20 protein-coding genes are annotated in these 21,539 nt (G+C 70.7%); 1 reads left to right on the forward strand and 19 read right to left on the reverse strand.

Going from position 1 to position 21,539, the window contains the following annotated elements; translation table 11 throughout:
* Nucleotides 1-64: 64 nt before the first annotated feature.
* From KVY00_RS01620 to KVY00_RS01710, 19 genes are all read right to left on the reverse strand, one after another.
* The gene (locus tag KVY00_RS01620; RefSeq protein ID WP_394358259.1) at nucleotides 65-673 is read right to left on the reverse strand and encodes an RES family NAD+ phosphorylase; all 609 of its coding nucleotides are present in this window, start codon (nucleotides 671-673) and stop codon (nucleotides 65-67) included.
* Nucleotides 654-1,013 (reverse strand): helix-turn-helix domain-containing protein, encoded by a 360-nt coding sequence (locus KVY00_RS01625; protein WP_223044020.1) that lies wholly within the window; start codon nucleotides 1,011-1,013, stop codon nucleotides 654-656. Before KVY00_RS01625 ends, KVY00_RS01620 begins: the two co-directional genes overlap by 20 nt.
* Before the next feature lie 82 nt (nucleotides 1,014-1,095).
* On the reverse strand, nucleotides 1,096-2,820 hold the full coding sequence (poxB, locus tag KVY00_RS01630) for a ubiquinone-dependent pyruvate dehydrogenase (protein WP_223044021.1): 1,725 nt from the start codon (nucleotides 2,818-2,820) through the stop codon (nucleotides 1,096-1,098).
* A 106-nt stretch (nucleotides 2,821-2,926) separates the two neighbouring features.
* Nucleotides 2,927-3,808 carry a DUF1684 domain-containing protein gene (locus KVY00_RS01635; RefSeq protein ID WP_223044022.1) on the reverse strand — a complete coding sequence of 294 codons (882 nt, stop codon included), beginning with the start codon at nucleotides 3,806-3,808 and terminating at the stop codon, nucleotides 2,927-2,929.
* A gap of 9 nt (nucleotides 3,809-3,817) precedes the next feature.
* Complete coding sequence (locus KVY00_RS01640; RefSeq protein WP_223044023.1) at nucleotides 3,818-5,200, reverse strand: acyl-CoA thioesterase/bile acid-CoA:amino acid N-acyltransferase family protein; 1,383 nt, start codon at nucleotides 5,198-5,200, stop codon at nucleotides 3,818-3,820.
* The gene (locus KVY00_RS01645) at nucleotides 5,197-6,249 is read right to left on the reverse strand and encodes an Ldh family oxidoreductase (RefSeq protein WP_223044024.1); all 1,053 of its coding nucleotides are present in this window, start codon (nucleotides 6,247-6,249) and stop codon (nucleotides 5,197-5,199) included. Before KVY00_RS01645 ends, KVY00_RS01640 begins: the two co-directional genes overlap by 4 nt.
* A 10-nt stretch (nucleotides 6,250-6,259) precedes the next feature.
* On the reverse strand, nucleotides 6,260-7,102 hold the full coding sequence (locus tag KVY00_RS01650) for an ABC transporter permease (protein ID WP_223044025.1): 843 nt from the start codon (nucleotides 7,100-7,102) through the stop codon (nucleotides 6,260-6,262).
* On the reverse strand, nucleotides 7,099-7,869 hold the full coding sequence (locus KVY00_RS01655; RefSeq protein WP_223044026.1) for an ABC transporter ATP-binding protein: 771 nt from the start codon (nucleotides 7,867-7,869) through the stop codon (nucleotides 7,099-7,101). The genes KVY00_RS01650 and KVY00_RS01655 overlap by 4 nt, the downstream gene beginning before the upstream one ends.
* On the reverse strand, nucleotides 7,866-8,918 hold the full coding sequence (locus tag KVY00_RS01660) for an ABC transporter substrate-binding protein (protein ID WP_223044027.1): 1,053 nt from the start codon (nucleotides 8,916-8,918) through the stop codon (nucleotides 7,866-7,868). The genes KVY00_RS01655 and KVY00_RS01660 overlap by 4 nt, the downstream gene beginning before the upstream one ends.
* A gap of 178 nt (nucleotides 8,919-9,096) precedes the next feature.
* Nucleotides 9,097-10,179 (reverse strand): 3-dehydroquinate synthase, encoded by a 1,083-nt coding sequence (gene aroB, locus KVY00_RS01665; RefSeq protein ID WP_223044028.1) that lies wholly within the window; start codon nucleotides 10,177-10,179, stop codon nucleotides 9,097-9,099.
* Nucleotides 10,176-10,946, reverse strand: coding sequence for a shikimate kinase (locus tag KVY00_RS01670; RefSeq protein WP_223044029.1), 771 nt, complete (start codon nucleotides 10,944-10,946; stop codon nucleotides 10,176-10,178). Before KVY00_RS01670 ends, aroB begins: the two co-directional genes overlap by 4 nt.
* Complete coding sequence (gene aroC, locus KVY00_RS01675; protein ID WP_223044030.1) at nucleotides 10,943-12,139, reverse strand: chorismate synthase; 1,197 nt, start codon at nucleotides 12,137-12,139, stop codon at nucleotides 10,943-10,945. The genes KVY00_RS01670 and aroC overlap by 4 nt, the downstream gene beginning before the upstream one ends.
* Before the next feature lie 5 nt (nucleotides 12,140-12,144).
* Nucleotides 12,145-13,122 (reverse strand): shikimate dehydrogenase family protein, encoded by a 978-nt coding sequence (locus tag KVY00_RS01680; RefSeq protein ID WP_223044031.1) that lies wholly within the window; start codon nucleotides 13,120-13,122, stop codon nucleotides 12,145-12,147.
* Nucleotide 13,123: 1 nt separating this feature from the next.
* Nucleotides 13,124-14,215 (reverse strand): endolytic transglycosylase MltG, encoded by a 1,092-nt coding sequence (mltG, locus tag KVY00_RS01685; protein WP_223044032.1) that lies wholly within the window; start codon nucleotides 14,213-14,215, stop codon nucleotides 13,124-13,126.
* Nucleotides 14,212-14,709: a Holliday junction resolvase RuvX gene (gene ruvX, locus KVY00_RS01690; protein WP_223044033.1), complete on the reverse strand. Its 498-nt coding sequence runs from the start codon at nucleotides 14,707-14,709 to the stop codon at nucleotides 14,212-14,214. The genes mltG and ruvX overlap by 4 nt, the downstream gene beginning before the upstream one ends.
* On the reverse strand, nucleotides 14,709-17,363 hold the full coding sequence (gene alaS / locus KVY00_RS01695) for an alanine--tRNA ligase (RefSeq protein ID WP_223044034.1): 2,655 nt from the start codon (nucleotides 17,361-17,363) through the stop codon (nucleotides 14,709-14,711). Before alaS ends, ruvX begins: the two co-directional genes overlap by 1 nt.
* A gap of 44 nt (nucleotides 17,364-17,407) precedes the next feature.
* The gene (locus KVY00_RS01700; RefSeq protein WP_223044035.1) at nucleotides 17,408-17,632 is read right to left on the reverse strand and encodes a hypothetical protein; all 225 of its coding nucleotides are present in this window, start codon (nucleotides 17,630-17,632) and stop codon (nucleotides 17,408-17,410) included.
* A 174-nt stretch (nucleotides 17,633-17,806) separates the two neighbouring features.
* Nucleotides 17,807-18,436, reverse strand: a complete 630-nt coding sequence (rpsD, locus tag KVY00_RS01705; protein ID WP_223044036.1) for a 30S ribosomal protein S4 — start codon at nucleotides 18,434-18,436, stop codon at nucleotides 17,807-17,809.
* Nucleotides 18,437-18,719: 283 nt separating this feature from the next.
* A complete protein-coding gene (locus tag KVY00_RS01710; protein WP_223045135.1) occupies nucleotides 18,720-20,060 on the reverse strand; it encodes a replication-associated recombination protein A in 1,341 nt (446 codons plus the stop codon).
* 155 nt (nucleotides 20,061-20,215) lie between these two features.
* On the opposite strand from KVY00_RS01710, the gene KVY00_RS01715 reads away from it, so the two are divergent.
* A complete protein-coding gene (locus KVY00_RS01715) occupies nucleotides 20,216-21,451 on the forward strand; it encodes a DUF349 domain-containing protein (RefSeq protein ID WP_223044037.1) in 1,236 nt (411 codons plus the stop codon).
* Nucleotides 21,452-21,539: the final 88 nt, after the last annotated feature.

Genomic DNA, 21,539 nt, shown 5'->3' on the forward strand with positions numbered 1-21,539 from the left:
CTGGCTGACCAGCCGAGCGGTTGACACCGCCGTCCGACCGGAGACGCCCGGCCTCGAAGGCCGATCAGCCGACGACCCTGAAGAGCCGCGCTGCCGCCTCGACCACGGCGGGATGCTCGAGGCTGAGGCTCTGCACTCCGACCAGCCGGAGCCCGGGCGGCGGCTGCCGATCCCGTCCCCACAGCAGCACCGAGGTCTCGGAGGGCATCTGCGACGACCACCACGAGATGCCGGCGTGCGTTCCCTCGTCGGATTCGGAGATCCGCCGGGCGAGCTGTTGCGTAGTGCTCAGATCCTGCACCACGACACGGCTCGGAGCGACGCCCAGGCGCAGCAGCGTCGCCGCGTCGTCGAGGTCGAGGAGCGGGGCTCCGGAGAATTCGAACTCCGCGATCGCCCTCGGGTGACCGGCCGGCGTCAGGAACACCTCTGCGATCCAGCGATGCTTGTTGTAGAAGCTCTCGGCCACCGCGCCGACCGCCGAACGCGAGAAGTACCACGAGTCGTAGAGATCGGCGTTGTCCCATCGGCCGTGCAACTGCGGGCTCGGCACGTACGACCAGTGTCCCGGTCGCCCCCGACGGGCGCCGGGTACACGGGGGTAGCAGCGGTACAGCCGCATCGTTTCGGACGGCATCGTTCGGGCCCGGGGCTCAGGCGTATGCGCCCTCATCCTCGGCGTCGATCGCGCCGATGACCTCGGCGATGCGCCCGAGCTTGATGCACTCCCGGGGGGTCGATCCGCGCAGGAACTGGTTGGGCGAGTCGAGCCAGATCGGCACGACCTTCGTGTGCATGGTCGACTCGGCGCGAGCCACGATGTAGGCGAAGTCCATGATGGTGCGTGCCGACTCGGGCGACGGGGTCTGCGTGCCCTGCTTCCAGCGCGTCACCTGGGACGGTGTGACCCCGAGCAGCTCCGCGAGCAGGGCACCGTTGCCCGCGGCCTCGAGCAGCATGCGGAAGCCGTCGCCGAGGGCGGTGCCTGGCCGGATCGGAAGTGCGATGCTCATGACCCTCACTCTACGCGCAATCTCCAGATTGCGCGAGGGGCGATCGAGGCGAACGGGACCGAAGCCGCGCCCACGGGCGCGACTACAGGATCTGCCGCAGGTTCGTGCGGGCCAGGTCGAGCACCTCGTCGCCGCGGCCGGAGAGCACCGAGCGCAGCGCGTAGAGGGTGAACCCCTTCATCTGCTCGACGCTGATCGAGGGCGGCATCGAGAGTTCCTGCCGGTCGGTCATCACCTCCACGAGGGCGGGCCCGTCGTGCGCAAAGGCGTCGCGCAGGGCGTCCTCGAGCCGATCAGCATCGCTCACGCGCACCGAGTGCAGGCCGATCGCACCGGCGACCGCCGCGAGATCCGGATTCTTGAGCTCGGTGCCGTAGTTCACGAACCCGGCGGCCTTCATCTCGAGCTCGACGAAGTTCAGCGACGAGTTGTTGAAGACCACGATCTTGAGGGGCAGCGGCGCGTTCTGCTCGAGCGTCAGCAGTTCGCCCAGCAGCATCGCCAGGCCCCCGTCGCCGGCCAGCGCCACGACCTGCCGCTCCCGGTGCGAGGCCTGCACCCCGATCCCCTGCGAGACCGCGTTCGCCATCGAGCCGTGGCTGAACGATCCGATGAGGCGGCGCCGGCCGTTCATGGTGAGATAGCGCGCGGCCCACACCACCGGGGAACCCACGTCGGGAATGAACACCGCGTCGTCGGCCGCGAGCTCGTCGACCAGGCGCGCGACGTACTGCGGGTGGATCGCCCTGCCCGCGGGTGTCGGCGTCGCGAGCTCGTCGAGCTTCTTCCGCGTCTTGCGGTAGTGCTCGAGGGAGTCGTCGAGGTGGCCGCGGCGCTTCTTGCGCTCGAGCAGCGGCAGGAGCACCTCGGCGGTCTCGCGCACTCCGCCGACCAGCCCGAGATCGAGCGGCGTGCGGCGGCCGAGCTGCTCGCCGCGCACGTCGACCTGGATCTTCGCGGCGCGGGCCGGGTAGAACTGCTGATAGGGGAAGTCGGTGCCGAGCATGAGGATCGCGTCGGCCGCCTCCATGGCCCGGTATCCCGAGGCGAAACCGAGCAGGCCGGTCATGCCGACGTCGAAGGGGTTGTCGTACTCGATGTGCTCCTTGCCGCGCAGCGCGTGCACGACGGGGGCCGCGAGGGCGTCGGCCAGCGCGATCACCTCGTCGTGCGCGCCGGCGACGCCCGCGCCGGCGAGGATCGTGACCTTCTTCGCGCGGTTCAGCAGCTCGGCAGCCCGCTCCAGCTGCTCGGCCTCCGGCAGCACTCGCGGGCGCGCGGTGGTGATCCTCGCGACCTCCTCGGTCGGCACATCCGAGAGTGCGACATCACCGGGGATCACGAGCACGGCGACCCCCTGGCGCTCGACTGCGGCCTGCATCGCGATGCGCAGCAGCCTCGGCATCTGCGCGGGGCTCGAGACGTGCTCGGCGTAGACCGAGCACTCCCGGAAGAGCTCCTGCGGGTGCGTCTCCTGGAAGTAGTTTGACCCGATCTCGGCGCTGGGGATGTGCGCCGCGATGGCGAGCACCGGCACCCGAGACCGCTGAGCCTCGTAGAGACCGTTGATGAGGTGGAGGTTGCCCGGCCCGCAGCTGCCCGCGCACACCGCGAGCCGCCCGGTGATCCCGGCCTCGCCCGCCGCGGCGAAGGCCGCGCCCTCCTCGTGCCGGGCGTGCACCCACTCGATGTCGGAGGTGCGCAGCGCGTCGGTGAACCCGTTGAGCGAGTCACCGGGAATGCCGTAGACGCGCTCCACCCCGTTCGCCTCGAGCGTGTCGACGATGTTCTGCGCAACCGTGGTCATGGGATCCCCCTTCGCCGTGGCGGCGGAGTCTCCGCCGCCACTCCCATCCTCATGGCGGGTCGCGACGGGGCGCAAGGGGGTTGCGGAGCGCGGCGAGCGGAACCGCTCAGCCGGCGGGCGCCTCGTAGGTGAGTACCCGGGCGACGTCGTGCTCGGGCTTCTTCTCGCCGGCGAGCACCTCGAAGTCGAGGTGGTTCTGTCGCGGCGGCAGCGGGCAGGTCACGAAGTTCGTGACCGCGCAGGGCAGCGCGACCGCGTAGTTGAAGTCGATCCAGTCGATGCGCCCCTCGCCGTCCTCGGAGAACTGGAGCTCGATGACCCGGCCGGCGCCGTAGGTGATCGATCCGCTCGTGAGATCCCGGATGTGGGCGACGGGCTGCACGCGATCCCCCGCGTCCTTGCCGATGAGCGCGAGTTCGTACTCCCGCCCACCGTGCTCGAAGCGCAGCGTGCCGATGCGGCTGGTGGTCTCGCGCACCCCGCGCTCGACCGTCTCCTGCTCGACGTCGTCGCGCTCGGTCGGCGTGAAGACGGCCGGGATGCGCCACGCGGGATCGTAGTCGAACGCGGTGAGGCCGATCTGGTCGGCGCGAACGGAGACGCGCGGATCGCGCACGCGCACCCCGAAGATGCGATCGCCGGCGTCATTGGTGCGCGGCACCGTCTCGACCTCGCACTCGCCGAAGTAGACCGGTACGCTCGCCCCGTGGCCGTAGGTCTGATTGCGGCCGGTGACGATCTCCACGGGCCCGGTGGGGTACTCCCCGTCGACCGAGAGGGTCGGCCCCTCGGCGGGAGGGGTGAAGATGACGCGGCCGCCCTCCACGCTCCAGGTGCCGGGAAGCAGCTCGAGCTCGACCCCGGAGGCGCCCTCGTGCAGCCAGTACTGCGCGACGAGAGCCGTCCAGCCGTAGGGGCGCGTGAGATCCGAGACGTGCTTGTGGCGCCACTCCCGCCACTGGCCTGCGAGGTGCTCGGTTACCGGCATCGGTGCTCCTTACTGTTCATGGGTTGAAGTCCGTCCTCCGGCCGCGCGGTGCACGAACTCGCAGACGCGCGCGAAGGAATCGGCGCTGGCCTCGGCATTGCCGCGGGCCGTGCCGCCGTTCGAGTAGTGCACCCCCGAGACGGGGTGCACCCGCTCGATCTCGGTGCTCGGCAGGTGCGGGATCGTGATCCCGTGACCCGCGTCGACGTAGTCGAGGTGGAGGCGCTCGGCCGCGTGGCCGTGGCGCTCGAGCGCGTCGAACACGATACGCGAGGCCATGCTCGAGGGCCAGGCCCGGTCGTCGAGTCCCGAGACGCACGCGACCGGGCCGGCGAACCGCTCGATCGGGATCCGCGACGCCCGAGCCAGCTCACGGTCGCGCAGGCCGTCGACGTAGACGTCGGAGTGCCGGGTGGGCGCGGGGTCGTCGTTCCAGGGCTGCCAGTCGACCTCGGCGTTGTCGTGCCAGAGGTGCTCGAGCGGGGCTCCGCCGCGGGTCCAGGTCGGGCCGCTCCACCCCTCGGCGGGGTCGGCAGCGCCCTGGGCGCCGAAGACGAACGCCGCGGGCACGAATGCGACGACGCCGAGGATGCGGTCGGGGAAGGTCGCGGCGAGCAGCAGGGTGAGCTCGCCGCCGCGGGACTGCCCGCTCACGAGCGGCGCGCCGCCGAGCGGATCGAGTTCGGCGCGCGCGTAGTCGAGCGCGCGCTCGAAGTACTCGAGCGGCGTCCGCGAGATGTAGCGGGGCAGGCCCGGCGCCTTGAAGTAGCCGAGCGCGAAGGCCTGGATGCCGTGCGCGGCGTAGAGCGCTGCCCGAGACTCGTTGATGCCACCGCCCGAGCCGTTCATGACGATGATGGTCGGGAACGGCCCGGGTCCGGCCGGCCGGAACAGGGTGCCCACGAGTCCGTTCGTCCGCACCTCGCTGCGCTCCACGCCCTCGGCGAGCAGCCGCTGCTCGATCGTCGTCTCCGCCGACGCCGGCGCGGCGCCTCGCGAGAACACGCCCTCGGCGGGCACATCGAGCAGACCGGTGCCGGGCTCTGCGCGCGCGACGACGCGGGTCAGGATCGGCTCGCCGACATCCGCCGGCTCGATCGCACCCCCGTTCGCGGTCTCCCGTCGCTGCGCCCAGAACAGTCCCATCGCGTCGGCCACGCGGTAGTCGCCCGAGACGGGCGCCGAGCGGTCGAGATCGACGCGCCCCTCCCGGTCGACGAGGAAGGTCGCCTGCGACGCCCAGAGCTCCGCTCCGCGCTGCGTCTCGGCCCGCACCGTCACGAGCGAACCGGGCACGGCGGATTCGATCACGATGCGGCGGCGCTCGGAGAGCAGCCCCGATCGCGGCGTCGCCTCGATCCGCAGCCCCGTGCTCGGCAGCCCGTCGTTCATGCTTCCTCCTCGTGCTGCGTCGGAGACGACGCGGCCGATGCCGCGCCCAGATTCACCAGAGCGCTGTAGCGACCCCGCTCCACCGAGATCGCGGGCGGCGCCTCCGGCGTGGAGAGCGCGTCGAAGCGGCCGGGCACGTGGCCGCCGGCCGCGCGCCAGTCCGAGGCGATCTCGGCGACGGTCTCGGCGATCCGCCCGCCGCCCGCTCGCATCGGATCCAGCGCGAGCACCACGGCCCCGCGGCCCGCCGCGGCATCGCCTCTCGGTGTCCGCCCGCCCACCGCGGCCCCGGCGAGCACCTCGACCAGCAGCCCGGCCAGCGATCCGAGCCTGCCCTCCGGCAGCAGCGCAGCCGCCGCCGCGGGGTCGGTCGTGGGCGCGCCCGCCGCGTCGAGAGCGGTGCCCGCGGGCAGCGCCTCCCCGGTCTCGCGCCTGAGCCGTAGCTCGGCGAGGGTGAGCTGCGAGGTCGCGAAGTCGGCCACGAGCGGCGGTGCGGCGTCTCGCGGCGCCCCGAATGCGAGCGGATTCGTGCCGATCGCCGGTTCCCGGCCTCCCCAGGGTGCGACCATCGCGGGCGCCTGGGCCGAGACGAGCGCGAAATTGCCCTCCTCAGCGAGCGCACGCGCCGCGAGACCCAGCACGCCGAGCGCCCCGACGCCGCTGATGCCGACGAGGCCGATGCCGTGCGTAGATGCGCCGCCGGCTGAGATCCTCGCCGCCGCGGCGAGAGCGAGCGGCCCCGGGACACCCGCCGCGTCGAAGGAGGTCACCGCTGCGCCGGGCTCCACGCCGGCCGCGCTTCGCTCCGCGGGTTCCTCCAGGCCCGGTTCGAGCCCGCCGCCGGAATCGAGCCTCGTCAGGTCTCGAAGCAGCATGTCCAGGCCGAATCCGCCGAGCCCCAGCTGCTCGGCCTGCACGAGCCACAGCGCCGCACGATCCGCGTCCTCCGCCGCGATCCCGCGCGCCGCACCCGCCTCCGCGTAGGGGGCGAGCACCGCCGCGATCTGCTGCCGCAGACGATCGGCGGGCACCTCGACCATCGCGTTCATCGGCGCTCGCTCAATACTTCACCCACGGCACCACGCGGCGCTCGATGAAGCCCTCGAGCGCCGTCGCGCCGTAGCCGAGCACCGAGATCGTCACGATCCCCACGTACATCTTCGAGACGGCGAACGTCGACCACGAACTCCAGATGAGATAGCCGAGACCGCTCTGAGAACCGACGAACTCCGATGCCGCGATGATCACGAACGCACCGCCCGTGGCGAGCTTCATACCCGTGAAGATCGAGGGCAGAGCGTACGGGAACGACACGGTGAACCAGCGCTGCAGTCGCGTGGCGCCGTTGGCCCGCGCGACGTCCTCGAACAGCGCCGGTGTCTGCATCACACCGCTCATCGTGTTGAAGAACAGGTAGAAGAACACGCCGATGGCGACGATCACGTACTTGCTGGTCTCGCCGAGACCGAAGATGAGCAGCAGCAGCGGGAAGATCGCGACCTTCGGGATCGGCAGCAGGCTCGCGAAGATCGGCTCGAGCAGCTGTCGCAGGGGTCTGATCGTACCGAGCAGCACGCCGAGCAGCACGCCGGGAATCGCCCCCATGAGGAAGCCGATGAGGATGCGCGAGAGCGTCATCGCGGTGTGCTCGAGGAGCACGCCGTCCATGAGCATCTTCACGAACGTCTCGACGATCGAGCTCGGGGGCGGGAAGAAGCGAGCGTCGAGCACTCCCGCCCGACTCAGCACCTCCCACACGAGGATGAGCAGCAGCGGCGTGTAGGGGCCGATGCGCCGCACCCACGGCGAGCCCTTCTCCGCCTGCACCGCGACCGCGAGCCGCTGCTCGACCTCCGCGCGCGATACGCCGCCCGACTGCGCGTTCTCCGTCTGCGCGGTCACGCCGCCTCCTCCCCCGCCGAGTCCTGCTCGAGCAGGTTCCAGAGCTGATAGGTGATCTCGCCATAGCGCGGATCGCGCCGCAGCTCGATGATGTCGCGCGGCCGCTCGAACGGGATCTCGATCTCGGCGACGATCCGACCGGGCCGGTGCGACATGACCACGACGCGATCCGCGAGCGTGAGCGCCTCGTCGACGCTGTGCGTGATGAACATGACCGACTTCGACGTCTGCTCCCAAATGCGCAGCAGCTCCTGCTGCAGAGCGACGCGGGTCTGCTCGTCGAGCGCGCCGAACGGCTCGTCCATGAGCAGGGCGTCGCCGTCATCGGCGAGGGCGCGCGCCACCGAGGTGCGCTGACGCATACCGCCCGAGATCTGCGCGGGATAGTAGCTGCCGAAGTCCGAGAGCCCCACCAGATCGAGCAGCTCGCGCACGCGCTCGCGCCGCTGGGCGCGAGGGACGCCCCGCAGCTTCAGCGGGTATCCGACGTTCTCGGCGACCGTGAGCCAGGGGAAGATCCCGTGCTCCTGGAACACGACGGAGGGCCGGCTCTGCGTCTCGATCTCGCCGAGGCTCGGCTTCTCGAGCCCCGCGGCGACCCGCAGCAGCGTGCTCTTGCCGCAGCCCGACGGGCCGAGTACGCAGACGAACTCCTTCTGGCCGATCTCGAGCGAGACGTCCTCGACCGCGACGAGCACGTCCCCCTTCGACTCGGCGTCCGGGAACGCCTTCCAGAGGTTGCGGATGGAGATGCCGGGCGCCGTCACTGGGTATCTGCCTGCTCCGACGCCTGCGCGACCGCATCCTGCAGGATGTCTTCGCGGAAGACCTCCTCGATGCCCGAGGGGCCGTCGAACTCGAGGGTGCCGCGCTCGCGGAAGAACTGCTCCTGGCGGGCGACGTCCTCCCAGTCGATGGCGCCGTCGGGATCCTGCAGCGTCAGACCGATGGAGGTGAGCGTCTCGACGGGCAGCTCGGTGTACTCGGCGATGATCTCCTGGTCGCCCGGATCCTGCCAGCCGCCGGCCTCCAGCTCCTGCACCGCGCGGAGGTACGCCGCGGTGAACGCCGTCACGGCCTCGGGGTACTTCTCGACGTACTCGCTGTTGAACACCAGGGCGCCCAGCTCGACGCCGGCCTGGTAGTCCACGCTCAGCAGCTCGTGCCCGAGGTTCTCGGCGGTGATGGCCGACGAGATCGGTTCGATGGTCCAGCTCGCGTCGACGGAGCCGTTCGCCATGGCGGGCGGGATGTCGCCCGGGCTCAGGTTCACGAGTTCGACGTCGTCGAGGCTGAGGCCGACCGATTCGAGCGCGAGGTGCACCGAGTAGATGCCGAATCCGCCGTCGCCCGGAATGCCGATCTTCTTGCCCTTGAGCTGCTTCGCGTCGGTGACGCCCGACTCCTCCGAGGCCATGAGCGGCGCCGGGTTCTTGCCCTCGTCGGGCACCTTCGACACGCTGGCGATGACCGAGAGCGAGGCCCCTGCCTTGGTCGCGTTGAACAGGCCCGCGCCCCAGGTCGCGCCGCCCGCGGTGATGCTGCCGGTGCTCACCTGCTGGTAGGTCTCGCCGGAGCTGCCGCTCTTCGAGATCAGCTCGACGTCGAGCCCCGCGTCCTCGAAGTAGCCCTTCTCCTCAGCGATGAAGAAGGGTGCGTAGTCGGCGTAGGGCGAGTAGAGGAAGGTGATCTTCGGCGCGTCGGCCGGATCGCCGGTGCCGGCCTCCTCGGAGCCTCCGCCCGATGCGCATCCCGCGAGCAGGGTTGCGGCGGCGAGGAGGGCGATGCCTCCCGAGAGTCGGCGTCGAAGGCTCATGGGAAACTCCTGTGTCAGGTGGGTGTCGCAGAACGGTCGTTCCGCGTGGCCCGTCAAATCTATCGGTCGTGAGCGTGTCTCGCCCGAGGCGCGTCATATTCGGAAACACTGCAGCGGGTTCGCTGCGGAAGAGGTAAGAGCGATGGCGGGGCGGATCCGCGGCCATCGCCGGCGACTGTCAGGAGGCGATCTCCTGGTAGGCGAACTGCAGCATCGATTCGTCGACCCCGGCGAGCACGCGCGGCTTCGCGATGTCGTCGAGCACGATGAAGCGCAGCATCCCGGCCCGTGCCTTCTTGTCGCGCTGCATCGCGGCGAGCAGACCGGGCCAGCGGCCGGCGGGGTACGAGAGCGGCAGCGACAGGGAGCTCAGGATCTTGCGATGCCGTTCGACCACGGCGTCGGAGAGCCCGCCGGCCATCCGCCCCAGCTCGGCGGCGTACATCATGCCGATCGAGATCGCGACGCCGTGCCGCCACTGGTAGCGCTCTGCGTGCTCGATCGCGTGCCCGAGCGTGTGTCCGTAGTTGAGGATCTCGCGCAGACCCCCCTCGCGGAAATCCTCGGAGACGACGCGTGCCTTCACCCCGATCGCGAGCTCGACCGCGCGCTGGAACTCGGGGGTCGAGGGATCCGTCGCCCGCTCCACGTCGCGCTCGAGGATGTCGAGGATCTCGGGCTCGGCGATGAAACCGCACTTGGCGACCTCGGCGAAACCGGCGAGGATCTCGTTCTTCGGCAGAGTCGCGAGCAGATCGAGATCGCAGACGACCGCGGCGGGCGCGTAGAAGCATCCGACCAGGTTCTTGCCCTCGGCGGTGTTGATGCCGGTCTTGCCGCCGACCGAGGCGTCGACCATGCCGAGCACCGTGGTCGGGATCTGCACGAGCCGCACACCGCGCAGCCAGGTCGCGGCGACGAAGCCGGCGAGGTCGGTGACGGCACCGCCGCCCAGCCCGATCACCGCGTCGGTGCGCGTGAAGTCGGCCTGGCCCATGATCTGCCAGCAGAAGGCCGCCACCTCGACCCGCTTCGCGGCCTCGGCGTCGGGCACCTCGGCGAGCAGCACCTGCCCGTAGCGCTGCTGCAGTGCAGTGCGCAGCTCGTCGGCGAGCCTGCCGACGGTGGCCGTGTGCACGATGAGCACCTTCGCCACGCGGTCGCCGAGCGCGTCGGGCACCCGGTCGAGCACGCCTCGACCGACGGTGACGGTGTACGCGTTCTCTCCGCTGACCTCGATGAGGGTCGGGGTGTCGCTCATGCGTTGTCGCTCCTCTTCCTGAAACTGCGAGCCCACTGCGCCACGCGGCGCGCGAGCTGCTCCTTGGTGGCCCGATCGGTGCGGTAGGTCACGTCGGCGACCTCCTCGTAGAGGGGCCGGCGCTCCTCGAGAATCCGCCCCCACGCCTCGGGGTCGTCGCGCAGCAGGGGCCTGCGCGCCAGGTTCGCCGTGCGCAGCACGGCCTCCTGGGTGGTCATGAGCAGCACCACGGGATGCTTCGCGAGCAGCCGCCGGGTGCTGTCGGAGAGCACGGCTCCCCCGCCGAGCGCGACGATGCGGCCGCCCTCGACCGCGAGCTCGGCGGCGATCACCTCGGCCTCGAGGCGCCTGAACTCCGGCTCGCCGTGCCGCTCGAAGAACTCCGCGATCGGCCCGTGCTGCCGCACGAACACCGCATCGGTATCGATGAACGGCACCCCGAGCTCGCGCGCCACCCGCTTGCCGAGACTCGTCTTCCCGGCGGCCATCGGGCCGACGAACACGACCGCCCGGTCCGGCAGCCTGGCGCCGGACCGCCGGCGCCGCCGTCGACGCGACCGGCCGCGAGAACCCGCGCCCGCGGATGCACCCGCGGGGCCTCCCGCGGATGACCCCGCGTCGGTGCGCCCCGCTGAGCCCGCCGCTGCCCCGGCACCCGCTCCGACCCCGGTGGTGTCCTTCGGGGGCGCCGGCTTCGCCGGAGGCGCGGGCTTGGGCTTCGCCGCGGGCGGTCCGGCCTCGCGACCCGCTCGCCGCTTCCTGTTCACGACTCGATGACGGTCGCCAGCCGCTCGGGGATCGCCGCGAGATACGCCTCGAGATTGCGCCGCGTCTCGGGCAGGCTGTCGCCGCCGAACTTCTCGGTCACCGCATCGGCGAGCACGAGCGCGACCATGGCCTCGGCCACGACGCCCGCGGCCGGAACCGCGGTGACGTCGCTGCGCTGGTGGTGCGCCTTCGCCTCCTCGCCGGTCGCGATGTCGACGGTGGGCAGCGCGCGGGGTACGGTGGCGATCGGTTTCATGCCGGCGCGCACGCGCAGCACCTGGCCCGTCGTCATGCCGCCCTCGATGCCGCCGGCTCGATCCGTCTCGCGGGCGATGGTTCCGTCGGCGAGGTGCAGTTCGTCGTGCGCGGCCGATCCTCTGCGACGCGTGGTCTCGAAGCCGTCGCCGACCTCGACCGCCTTGATCGCCTGGATGCCCATGAGCGCCCCGGCGATGCGGGAATCGAGGCGGCGGTCCCAGTGCACGTACGATCCGAGCCCGGGCGGCAGGCCGTAGGCGAGGACCTCGACGATGCCGCCGAGGGTGTCGCCGGTCTTCTTGGTGTCGTCGACCTCCTCGACCATGCGGGCGCTCGTGGCCGCATCGAAGCAGCGCAGCGGATCCGCGTCGAGCGTCGTCACGTCGTCGGGGCGCGGCAGCGGCGCCCCCTCGGGCACCTCGACCTCGCCCATCGAGATCGTGTGGCTCACGAGCCGGATCCCGAGCTCCGCGAGGAACGAACGCGCGACCGCCCCGAGCGCGACGCGCGCCGCGGTCTCACGGGCGCTCGCCCGTTCGAGCACGGGCCTCGCCTCGTCGAAGCCGTACTTCTGCATGCCCGCGAGGTCGGCGTGACCCGGCCTGGGCCGCGTCAGCGGGGCGCCGCGGCCGCGCGACTTCTCGGTGAGCTCGACGGCTTCGGCGCTCATGACCTCCGTCCACTTCGGCCACTCGGTGTTGCCGATGCGGATCGCGACCGGCCCGCCGATCGAGACGCCGTGCACGACGCCGCCCGACAGGTGCAGCTCGTCCTGCTCGAACTTCATGCGCGAGCCGCGGCCGTAACCGAGCTTGCGACGAGCGAGGTCTTCGCGGATCCCGTCGAGCGAGACGGGCACGCCGGCGGGCAGCCCCTCGAGGACGGCGATGAGTTCAGGGCCGTGAGATTCTCCGGCAGTAAGCCAACGCAGCATACCTGCTATCTTCCCACACCCGAGGAGTCGGCCGCGTCTCGCATGACCTCGAGCAGGCGCGCCTCGTCCGGCAGGGGCACAGCGGGATCGCCGGCAACGAAGATCCTGATCTGCAGCAGGGCCTGCTCCACGAGCATCCCCTCGCCGGAGTGCGCGACTCCCCCGGCGGCGAGCCAGCGCTCGGCCAGCGGTGAGGGCCAGGGATCGTAGGCGACGTCGAAGAGCGGCGTCTGCAGCAGCGCCTCCGGCAGTTCGACGTCGCTGATCGCACCCCCCGGGAGGGTCGAGATCACCAGTGTGGGCGCGCCCTCGGCGGGGTTGAACGGGTTCGGTACGCTCCAGTGGGCGGCCAGATGCACCGCCTGGCTCAGCGGGGTGCCCGACATGTGCAGGGCGGTGTCAGCCCCCGGTTCCCGGGAGTCGCCGAAGCGCGCCACCAGATCGGCGATCCTCTCGACGTTGCGGGCGACCACCTCGACGTGCAGCGCCCCGAGGCGACGGGCCGCGAGCACCGCCGACACGGCCGTGGCGCCCGAGCCGATCACGACCGTGTGCGCGGCGTCGAGTCCGGCGCGGCGGATCGCGGCGGCCAGCCCCCCGACGTCGGTGTTGAACCCGGCCCACGCGGTGCCCCCGCCGGGCGCGGGCGCACCGAGGCGCAGCAGGGTGTTGACCACGCCGCTCTCCTCCGCAACGGGATCGCGCACGAGTGCGAGCCGGTGCGCCTCCTCCTTGAGCGGCATGGTGAGCGACAGCCCCCGCCACTCGGGTCCGAGCCCTGCGAGGTAGGCCGCCAGGTCGTCGGCTTGCAGCTCCTCGCGTCCGTAGCTCCAGTCGACCCCGAGCTCCGCGTAGGCCGCGGCGTGGATCGCCGGCGACTTCGAGTGGGCGATCGGAGAGCCGAGCACCGCCAGCGCCGCTGCTGGCAGCGCGGTGATCGGGGCGCGCTCGCTCTCGCCGCCGCGCGCGTCGGGGCCCGTCACCTCAGCACCCGCTGTCCGGCGTCGCGGCGCACCAGTCCCGGTACTCCTGGATCGCGGCCTCGTGCTCGGCCTCGTTGGTCGTGAAGGTCAGCGCGCCGTCGCCGCCGGGCGCGTTCACGAAGTACAGCCAGTCCGTGTCGGCCGGGTGCAGCGCGGCGTCGATCGCCGCGCGCCCCGGGTTCGAGATCGGCCCGATCGGCAGGCCCTTGTGCACGTAGGTGTTCCAGGGGTTGTCGTCGCTGAGCGCCTCGTCGCTCGACCAGAAGCTGCCGTGCTCACCCGAACCGTACTGGGCGGTCGAGTCCATGCCGAGCGCCATGTCGACTTCGAGGCGCTTGTGGATGACCTGGGAGATCTTCGAGAAGTCCTCGTTCCGGCCCTCCCGCTGCACGATGGAGGCGATGGTCAGCACGCGCTCGCGATCCGCCTCGGCCACCCCGAACTCGTCGAGCACCTGCACCTGATGACTGACCAGCAGCCCGATGATGTCCTCGGCGGTCATCTCGGGCGAGAACTCGTAGGTCGCCGGGAACAGCCAGCCCTCGAGCGAGGGCACACCCTCGGGGAGCCCGTATGCGGCTGGATTCTCGGCAGCCGCGACGAACTCCTCATAGGGGATGCCCGAGCCCTCCGACAGCAGCTCGAGGGTGCCCTCGATCGTGAGCCCCTCCGGGAGCGTGGCGCTCAGCTGCTGTCGGTTCTCAGGATCCTGCAGGGCCTCGAGCGCGGCCTGGGAGCTCATGCGCTCGCGCACCGTGTAGATGCCCGGCAAGAACTCGACCTGCGGCTCCTGCGCGAGCAGCAGTTCGTAGAACGCGTCGGAGGTCTTCACCACACCGGCCTTCTCGAGCGAGGCCGCGATGTCCTCGCCGATCTCGCCCTCCCGAATGGTGACCGTGGTCTCCTCGCCCTGGTCGCTGTCGTCGTAGTCGTTCGTGGACCACCCCATGGCCAGCGAGATCTGCTCGCCGTACTGCGTCCACAGGTAGCCGCCCGCCGCGGCGAGGCCGCCGAGCAGCACCAGGGCGACCAGCAGCGAGATCAGGACCCGCCGGCCGGTGCGTCGGGAGTCGTCGCGGGTGCGAGCGTTCATGTTCGAGTCTCCTCCTCGGGGGGCTCTGGGGTCGTGACCGGCTGACCCGGTGCTTCGCCGCGCGCGCGTTCGATGTCGAGCGCGTGCTGCAGAATGACCACGGCGGCGGCCTGGTCGATGATCGATCGGCTCTGCTTCGTCTTCTTACCGGCCTGACGCAGATGGCCCTGCGCCGACACCGTCGAGAGGCGCTCGTCGACCAGGCGCACGGGCACACCGGTCGGCACGAGGCGCGCGGCCAGGCGCTCGGCGAAGCCCGCCGCGTCGTCGGTGGAGAGGGTGCGCTCCCCCCGCATGTTGAGCGGCAGCCCGACGATCGCTTCGAGCGCGTCGAACTCGGCCGCGATCTCGACGATGCGCGCCAGGTCGGCGTCACCGCGGAGGTCGCGCGGCACCGTTTCGACGGGGGTCGCCAGCATGCCGTGGGGGTCGCTGCGCGAGACGCCGATACGGGCCTTGCCCACATCGATGCCGAGACGTACGCCGCTGCGCATCAGCCTGCCAGGTGTCGCCGGATCTCGGCGAGCGCGTCATCGATCTTCGCCGGATCGGTGCCGCCGCCCTGGGCGAGATCCGGCTTACCGCCGCCGCCGCCGCCGAGCACCTTCGCGCCGAGCTTGGCGAGATCCCCCGCGCGCACACCCCGATCCCTCGCCGCCGCGGTCGTGGCGGCGATGACGACGGGCTTGCCACCGGCCTCGCCGGCCAGCGCCACGACGCCGGCGTCGGACCCGAGACGATCGCGCAGCTGCAGCGCGAGCGACCGCACGTCGTCGGCCGAACCGACCGAGCCGAGCGAGCCGAGCACGGCCCGCACGCCGCCGACCTCCACGGCGCCCGCGAGCAGTTCGGGAACGCGCTGGCCGAGCTTCTCTGCCTCGAGGGCCGCGACCTTCTTCTCGGCCGCGCGCAGCTGAGCGCCGAGATCCTGCACCTTGGTCACCAGCTCGGCGCGCGGCACCTTCAGGCCGCTCGTGAGCTGCTGCACGATCGCGCGCTCGGCGGCGAAGTTGCGGAACGCCTCGATGCCGACGAGCGACTCGACACGCCGGTTGGTGGAACCGACCGAGCTCTCGGACACCAGGCTGATCATGCCGACCTCGGAGGAGCTGGAGACATGGGTGCCCGCGCACAGCTCCCGCGACCAGGGGCCTCCGATGTCGACGACGCGCACACGGTCGCCGTACTTCTCGCCGAAGAGCGCCATGGCGCCGATGGCCTTCGCCTCGTCGAGCGGCATCTCGCGCGTGACCACGTCGTAGTCGCTGCGGATCGCGAGGTTCGAGATCTCCTCGATCTCGCTCTTCGTCTCGGCGGAGAGCGCCTCGCTGTGCGTGAAGTCGAGGCGCAGGTACCCGGCCTTGTTGTAGGAGCCGGCCTGGTGCGCGTTCGAGCCGAGCACCTCGCGCAGTGCGGCGTGGACGATGTGCGTGCCCGAGTGCGCCTGCGTCGCCCCGCGCCGGTAGTCGGCGTCGACGCGGGTCTCGGCGCGCGCATCGAGGCCGACGACGCCGATCGTCACCTTCACCGTGTGCACGATGAGGCCCGGCACGGGCTTCTGCACGTCGAGCACCTCGGCCTCGAAGCCGTCGCCGACGATGACGCCCTGATCCGAGTCCTGCCCGCCCGACTCAGCCCACAGCGAGGTCTCCGCGAGCACGATCTCGGCGATCTGCCCCTCTCGGGCCTCGGGCACCGGGGCGCCGTCGACCACGATGCCGAGCACCCGGCTCTCGTGGTTCAGCTCGTCGTAGCCGACGAAGGCGGTCTCGCCCAGCCCGCGCAGTTCCTTGTAGACCGAGAGGTCGGCGCGCTGGCCCTTCTTCGCCTTGGCATCCGCCTTCGCGCGCTCGCGCTGCTCCGCCATGAGCGAGGCGAAGACCTCGCGGTTCACGGCGACGCCCGCTTCCTCCGCGATCTCCAGGGTGAGCTCGATGGGGAAGCCGTGCGTATCGTGCAGCAGGAAGGCGGTGTCGCCCGGCACCTCGGCGCCGGCGCTCTTCGCGTCGGCGACGGCGGTGTCGAGGATCTGGATCCCCGACGCGAGCGTGCGCAGGAACGTCTTCTCCTCCGCGTAGGCCGCACGGGAGATGAAGTCGAAGTCGCGCTCGACCGCGGGATAGGCGGCCTTCATGGCGTCGCGCGACACCGGGAACAGCTCCGCGAAGCTCGGCCCGTCGAAGCCGAGCAGGCGCATCGACAGGATGACCCGGCGGAGCAGGCGTCGCAGGATGTAGCCGCGGCCCTCGTTGGACGGCGTGACGCCGTCGGCGATGAGCATCAGCCCGCTCCGCACGTGATCCGCGATGACGCGCAGGCGTACGTCGTCGTCGTGATTCGCGCCGTAGGTCTTGCCCGCCAGCTCGGCAGCGCGGTCGAGCACCGGACGCACCTGGTCGATCTCGTACATGTTCTGCACGCCCTGCTTGATGAAGGCGACGCGCTCGAGCCCCATGCCCGTGTCGATGTTCTGCTTCGGCAGGTCGCCGACGATGGTGAAGTCGGTCTTCGACTTCACGTCGGCGATCTGATACTGCATGAACACCAGATTCCAGATCTCGACGTAGCGGTCGTCGTCCGTCGCGGGGCCGCCGTCAACGCCATGATCGGGTCCCAGGTCGTAGAAGATCTCGGAGCACGGGCCCGCCGGACCCGGCTGCCCGGTCGACCAGTAGTTCGTGTCCTTGCCGAGTCGCTGGATGCGCTCGTCGGGCAGCGTGGAGTGCTGCTTCCACAGCGCGATCGCCTCGTCGTCCTCCTCGTAGACGGTGACCCACAGGTCCTTCGGATCGAAGCCGAGACCGCCCTCCTCCTCGCTCGTGGTGAGCAGCTCCCACGCGAAGCGGATCGCGCCCTCCTTGAAGTAGTCGCCGAAGGAGAAGTTGCCGCACATCTGGAAGAACGTGCCGTGGCGGGGGGTCTTGCCGACCTCCTCGATATCGTTCGTGCGAATGCACTTCTGCACGCTCGTCGCGCGCGGGTACGGCGCGGGGACGAGGCCGGAGAGATAGGGCACGAACGGCACCATGCCGGCGACCGTGAACATCAGGCTGGGATCGTCGCTCACGAGCGAGGCCGAGGGCACGACCGTGTGCCCCCTCTTCTCGAAGAAGTCGAGCCAGCGGCGGTGGATTTCGGCGGTCTGCATCCGGTCGGGGTCCTTCTGGGGTGGGGCGGTGATGGTGTGCGGGATCAGCGCTGCTCGCGCAGCTTGCGCAGTGCGTCTTCGACGTCGTCGAGCGCCTCGTCGGCCTCGGCCTCGGCCTTGCGGTACCCGGCGACGAAGGCGCTCCCCAGCTCATCGAGGCCGCGATTGACGCGAGCGAAGAATCGCCGGCCCTCGGGCGTCTGGTTGACGAAGTGGGCGCCGATGAATCCCAGCACCACTCCGGTCATCAGCCACAGCAGTTTGCGCATGTTCCCATTCCTCCTAGCGGCGTTCCGCGCGGCCTGGCGACCGCGCGCGAGAAGCATCTCCCAAGCTTAGCGGTAGCCGCCGACAGCGTTCCGCGCGTCAGACGAAACGCCGAAGGGGCGCCGGATCCCGATCTCTCGGATCCCGACGCCCCCTCGGCGTACGGTGCTCGGGGCTCAGCGACCCGAGTAGTACTCGACCACGAGCTGCACCTCGCAGGTCACGGGGACCTCGGCGCGCTTCGGGCGACGGACCAGGCGGGCCTGGAGCTTGTCGAGCTCGACCTCGAGGTAACCCGGGACGGCGGGCAGAACCTCAGCGTGGCCACCGGCAGCGGCGACCTGGAAGGGCTCGAGGCCCTCCGAGCGCTCCTTGACGTGGATGAGCTGGCCCGGCTTCACGCGGAAGGAGGGGCGGTCGACGATCTTGCCGTCGACGAGGATGTGGCGGTGCACGACGAGCTGGCGAGCCTGCGCGGTGGTACGGGCGAAGCCGGCGCGCAGCACGAGCGCGTCGAGACGCATCTCGAGCAGCTCGACCAGGTTCTCACCGGTCAGGCCGTCCTGACGACGAGCCTCCTTGAAGGCGATGGTCAGCTGCTTCTCGCGGATGCCGTACTGGGCGCGGAGACGCTGCTTCTCACGCAGACGGACGGCGTAGTCGCTGTCGCTCTTGCGCTTGGTGCGGCCGTGCTGGCCGGGGCCGTAGGGGCGCTTCTCGAGGTAGCGGGCCGCCTTCGGGGTGAGGGCGATGCCCAGCGCGCGCGAGCGGCGGGTCTGTGAACGGGTACGCGACGTAGTCGACACGTGGATCCTTTCGGGTTTCTGTGCTGTGCGGCTCGGGATCGAGCCGCGTGTTCTCTCGGCCACGCTGCGCCCGCATTCACGAACTCTCGCTCGCAATGCACGCGACGCAGCAAACCGTCTTCGGTGAGGGAACGACCAGTGCAGAAACCCGGCTACAGGGCGCCTGCCACCTGACTCTCCGCGCGCAGCCGAGCGCGGTAGCGGTGTTGGCCAGCGTCTAGCTTAGCAGATATCGGCGCAGCCCCGCCGCAGCCGATGCGTCGGAGTTCTACCTCTGTCGGCCCTACCCCCGCGTGATCCGTCGGATCTTCTCGAGACGATCGGACACCTCGCGCTCGTTGCCGTGCTGAGTGGGCGAGTAGTAGACGCGGTCCACCAGTTCCTCCGGCAGATACTGCTGGCGCGAGACCCCGCGCGGGTCGCTGTGCGGATAGACGTAGCCCTTGCCGTGCCCGAGCCGCTTCGCTCCCGGATAGTGGGCGTCGCGCAGGTGCTTCGGCACCAGGCCGAACCGCCCCGCCTTCACGTCCGCGATCGCGGTGTCGATCGCCGTGATGACCGCGTTCGACTTGGGCGCCGTGGCGATGTAGATGGTCGCCTCCGCCAGCGGGATCCGCGCCTCGGGCAGCCCGATGAGCTGCGTGGCCTCGGCGGCCGCGACCGCGATCGGCAGCGCCTGCGGATCCGCCAGCCCCACGTCCTCCGCCGCGTGCACCATCAACCGCCGCGCGATGAAGCGCGGATCCTCCCCCGCTTCGATCATGCGCGCGAGATAGTGGATCGCCGCGTCGGGATCGGATCCCCGCAGGGATTTGATGAACGCGCTGATCACGTCGTAGTGCTGGTCGCCGTTGCGGTCGTATCGCAGCAGCGCGCGGTCGACCGCGGTGGAGACGATATCGGAGGTCAGCGCGACCGGAGCCCCCGCGCCGTCGCCTTCGTCGCCTTCGTCGTCTTCATCGCCTTCGTTCCCGTCGCCCTCGTCGCCCGCGGATCGCGCGGCGAGCGCCGAGGCGGCCGAAGCCTCGAGCGCCGTGAGGGCGCGGCGCGCGTCACCCGAGGCGAGTTGCACGAGGGCGTCGAGCGCCTCCTCATCGGCCGCCACCTCGCCGCCGAGCCCGCGTGGATCGGCGATGGCGCGCTCGAGAAGCCTGCGCAGATCAGCGTCGTCCAGAGGCTCGAGCGTGAGGAGCAGCGAGCGCGAGAGCAGTGGGCTGATCACCGAGAACGACGGGTTCTCGGTCGTGGCCGCGACGAGGGTGACCCACCCGTTCTCGACGCCCGGCAGCAGCGCGTCCTGCTGTGCCTTGGTGAACCGGTGGATCTCGTCGAGGAACAGCACGGTCGCGATGTCGTAGAGATCCCGGTCGTTCAGCGCCCGCTCCATCACGGTGCGCACGTCCTTGATGCCGGCGGTCACCGCGGAGAGCTCCACGAAGCGCCGACCGCTCGAGTGCGCGATCGCCTGCGCCAGCGTGGTCTTGCCCGTGCCCGGAGGCCCCCAGAGGATGACGGAGACCGCGCCCCCGCCGCCTCCCGATTCCGAAGCGAGCGTGCGCAGCGGCGACCCCGGGCGCAGCAGATGCTGCTGCCCCACGACCTCGTCGAGCGAGCGCGGTCTCATGCGGACCGCGAGGGGTGCCGTATGAGCGGGAGCAGCGTAGGTTTCCACGTTCCCAATGCTACCGAGCACCCCTGACAAACCCGGCTGTGGCATAGTGGAGGGGTCTATCCGTTACTGGTCGGCAAGCCGGCCCCACACGACAGGTGAGCAGAACCTTGAGCGAAGCGATCAACGAAACGCCCTGGGGCCGAGTCGACGACGACCGCACCGTCTACGTGCGCGAGGGCGACGGCGAACGCGTGGTCGGTTCGTTCCCCGACGGCACGCCGGAGGAGGCTCTCGCCTACTTCACTCGCAAGTACGCCGATCTCGAGGGTCAGATCGTGCTGCTCGAGGCCCGCGTCGCCCGCGGCACCGCCGATGCGTCCGCCGCCGACACGGTCGCGAAGCTGCGCGAGCAGCTCGTCGAGCCCGCGGCCGTCGGCGATATCGCCGCGCTGCGCGCTCGCGTCGAGAAGCTCGGCGAGAAGACCGCGGAGCTCGGCGAGAAGCAGCAGGCCGAGCGCGAGGCTGCGCGCCAGGAGGCGCTCGCGAAGCGCGAGGCCATCGTCGCCGAGGCGGAGCGGCTCGCGGCTCAACCCGAGAACTCGATCCGGTGGAAGGACACGAGCCAGGCCTTCGAGCAGCTCTTCTCCGACTGGCAGTCGTCGCAGCGCAGCGGGCCACAGATCCCGAAGTCTCAGGCCGACGCGCTGTGGAAGCGCTTCCGCACCGCGCGCCAGTCGTTCGACTCGGCCCGCCGCGCGCACTTCGCGCAGATGGACGCCAACAACAAGGACGTGAAGCAGCGCAAGGAGCGGATCATCGCTGCTGCCGAGGCACTCGCGCCGAAGGGCGTCGAGGGCATCCCCGCATATCGTGCGCTGCTCGACGAGTGGAAGGCCGCCGGTCGCGCGAGCCGCAAGCTCGACGATCAGCTGTGGGCGCGCTTCAAGGCCGCCGGCGACGTGCTCTACGAGGCCAAGGCCGCCGAGGCCGCCCAGACCAACGAGGAGTACACCGCCAACCTCGTCGCCAAGCAGGCGCTGCTCGATGAGGCCGCTCCGATCCTCGAGCAGCGCGACCACGCCGCAGCGCGCAAGGCGCTCACGGAGGTGCAGCTGCGCTGGGACGAGATCGGCCGAGTGCCGCGCGAGGCTCTGCGCGACATCGAGTCGCGTCTGCGCAAGATCGAGGATCACGTGAAGGGGCTCGAGGAAGAGCACTGGCGCAAGACCGATCCGGAGACGAAGGCCCGCAGCGAGGGTCTGCGCGGTCAGCTCGAAGCCTCCATCGCCGAGCTCACCGAGCAGCTCGAGGCGGCTCGGGCGGCCGGGGACGCGAAGGCGCAGGCCGAGGTCGAGGAGAAGCTGGCCACGCAGCAGTCGTGGCTCGCGGCGATCGGCGACTGAGCGCCATTCGCTCACAGGTGGCCGATCAGCCTGTGATGCGGCGAGTTATCCACATTCGACCCCGGGGACTGGTTTTTGCGGTGCTCGG

Source organism: Leucobacter tenebrionis (assembly GCF_019884725.1).
In the GTDB taxonomy this organism is placed as follows: domain Bacteria; phylum Actinomycetota; class Actinomycetes; order Actinomycetales; family Microbacteriaceae; genus Leucobacter; species Leucobacter tenebrionis.

What these genes read in the sequence shown, in the direction of transcription:
- KVY00_RS01660 (WP_223044027.1), bottom strand. Translation starts at nt 8,918, where the DNA reads ATGAGCCTTCGACGCCGACTCTCGGGAGGCATCGCCCTCCTCGCCGCC.
- KVY00_RS01645 (WP_223044024.1), bottom strand. Translation starts at nt 6,249, where the DNA reads ATGAACGCGATGGTCGAGGTGCCCGCCGATCGTCTGCGGCAGCAGATC.
- KVY00_RS01620 (WP_394358259.1), bottom strand. Translation starts at nt 673, where the DNA reads ATGAGGGCGCATACGCCTGAGCCCCGGGCCCGAACGATGCCGTCCGAA.
- KVY00_RS01700 (WP_223044035.1), bottom strand. Translation starts at nt 17,632, where the DNA reads ATGCGCAAACTGCTGTGGCTGATGACCGGAGTGGTGCTGGGATTCATC.
- aroC (WP_223044030.1), bottom strand. Translation starts at nt 12,139, where the DNA reads ATGCTGCGTTGGCTTACTGCCGGAGAATCTCACGGCCCTGAACTCATC.
- alaS (WP_223044034.1), bottom strand. Translation starts at nt 17,363, where the DNA reads ATGCAGACCGCCGAAATCCACCGCCGCTGGCTCGACTTCTTCGAGAAG.
- ruvX (WP_223044033.1), bottom strand. Translation starts at nt 14,709, where the DNA reads ATGCGCAGCGGCGTACGTCTCGGCATCGATGTGGGCAAGGCCCGTATC.
- KVY00_RS01640 (WP_223044023.1), bottom strand. Translation starts at nt 5,200, where the DNA reads ATGAACGACGGGCTGCCGAGCACGGGGCTGCGGATCGAGGCGACGCCG.
- KVY00_RS01635 (WP_223044022.1), bottom strand. Translation starts at nt 3,808, where the DNA reads ATGCCGGTAACCGAGCACCTCGCAGGCCAGTGGCGGGAGTGGCGCCAC.
- poxB (WP_223044021.1), bottom strand. Translation starts at nt 2,820, where the DNA reads ATGACCACGGTTGCGCAGAACATCGTCGACACGCTCGAGGCGAACGGG.
- mltG (WP_223044032.1), bottom strand. Translation starts at nt 14,215, where the DNA reads ATGAACGCTCGCACCCGCGACGACTCCCGACGCACCGGCCGGCGGGTC.
- KVY00_RS01710 (WP_223045135.1), bottom strand. Translation starts at nt 20,060, where the DNA reads ATGAGACCGCGCTCGCTCGACGAGGTCGTGGGGCAGCAGCATCTGCTG.
- aroB (WP_223044028.1), bottom strand. Translation starts at nt 10,179, where the DNA reads ATGAGCGACACCCCGACCCTCATCGAGGTCAGCGGAGAGAACGCGTAC.
- KVY00_RS01625 (WP_223044020.1), bottom strand. Translation starts at nt 1,013, where the DNA reads ATGAGCATCGCACTTCCGATCCGGCCAGGCACCGCCCTCGGCGACGGC.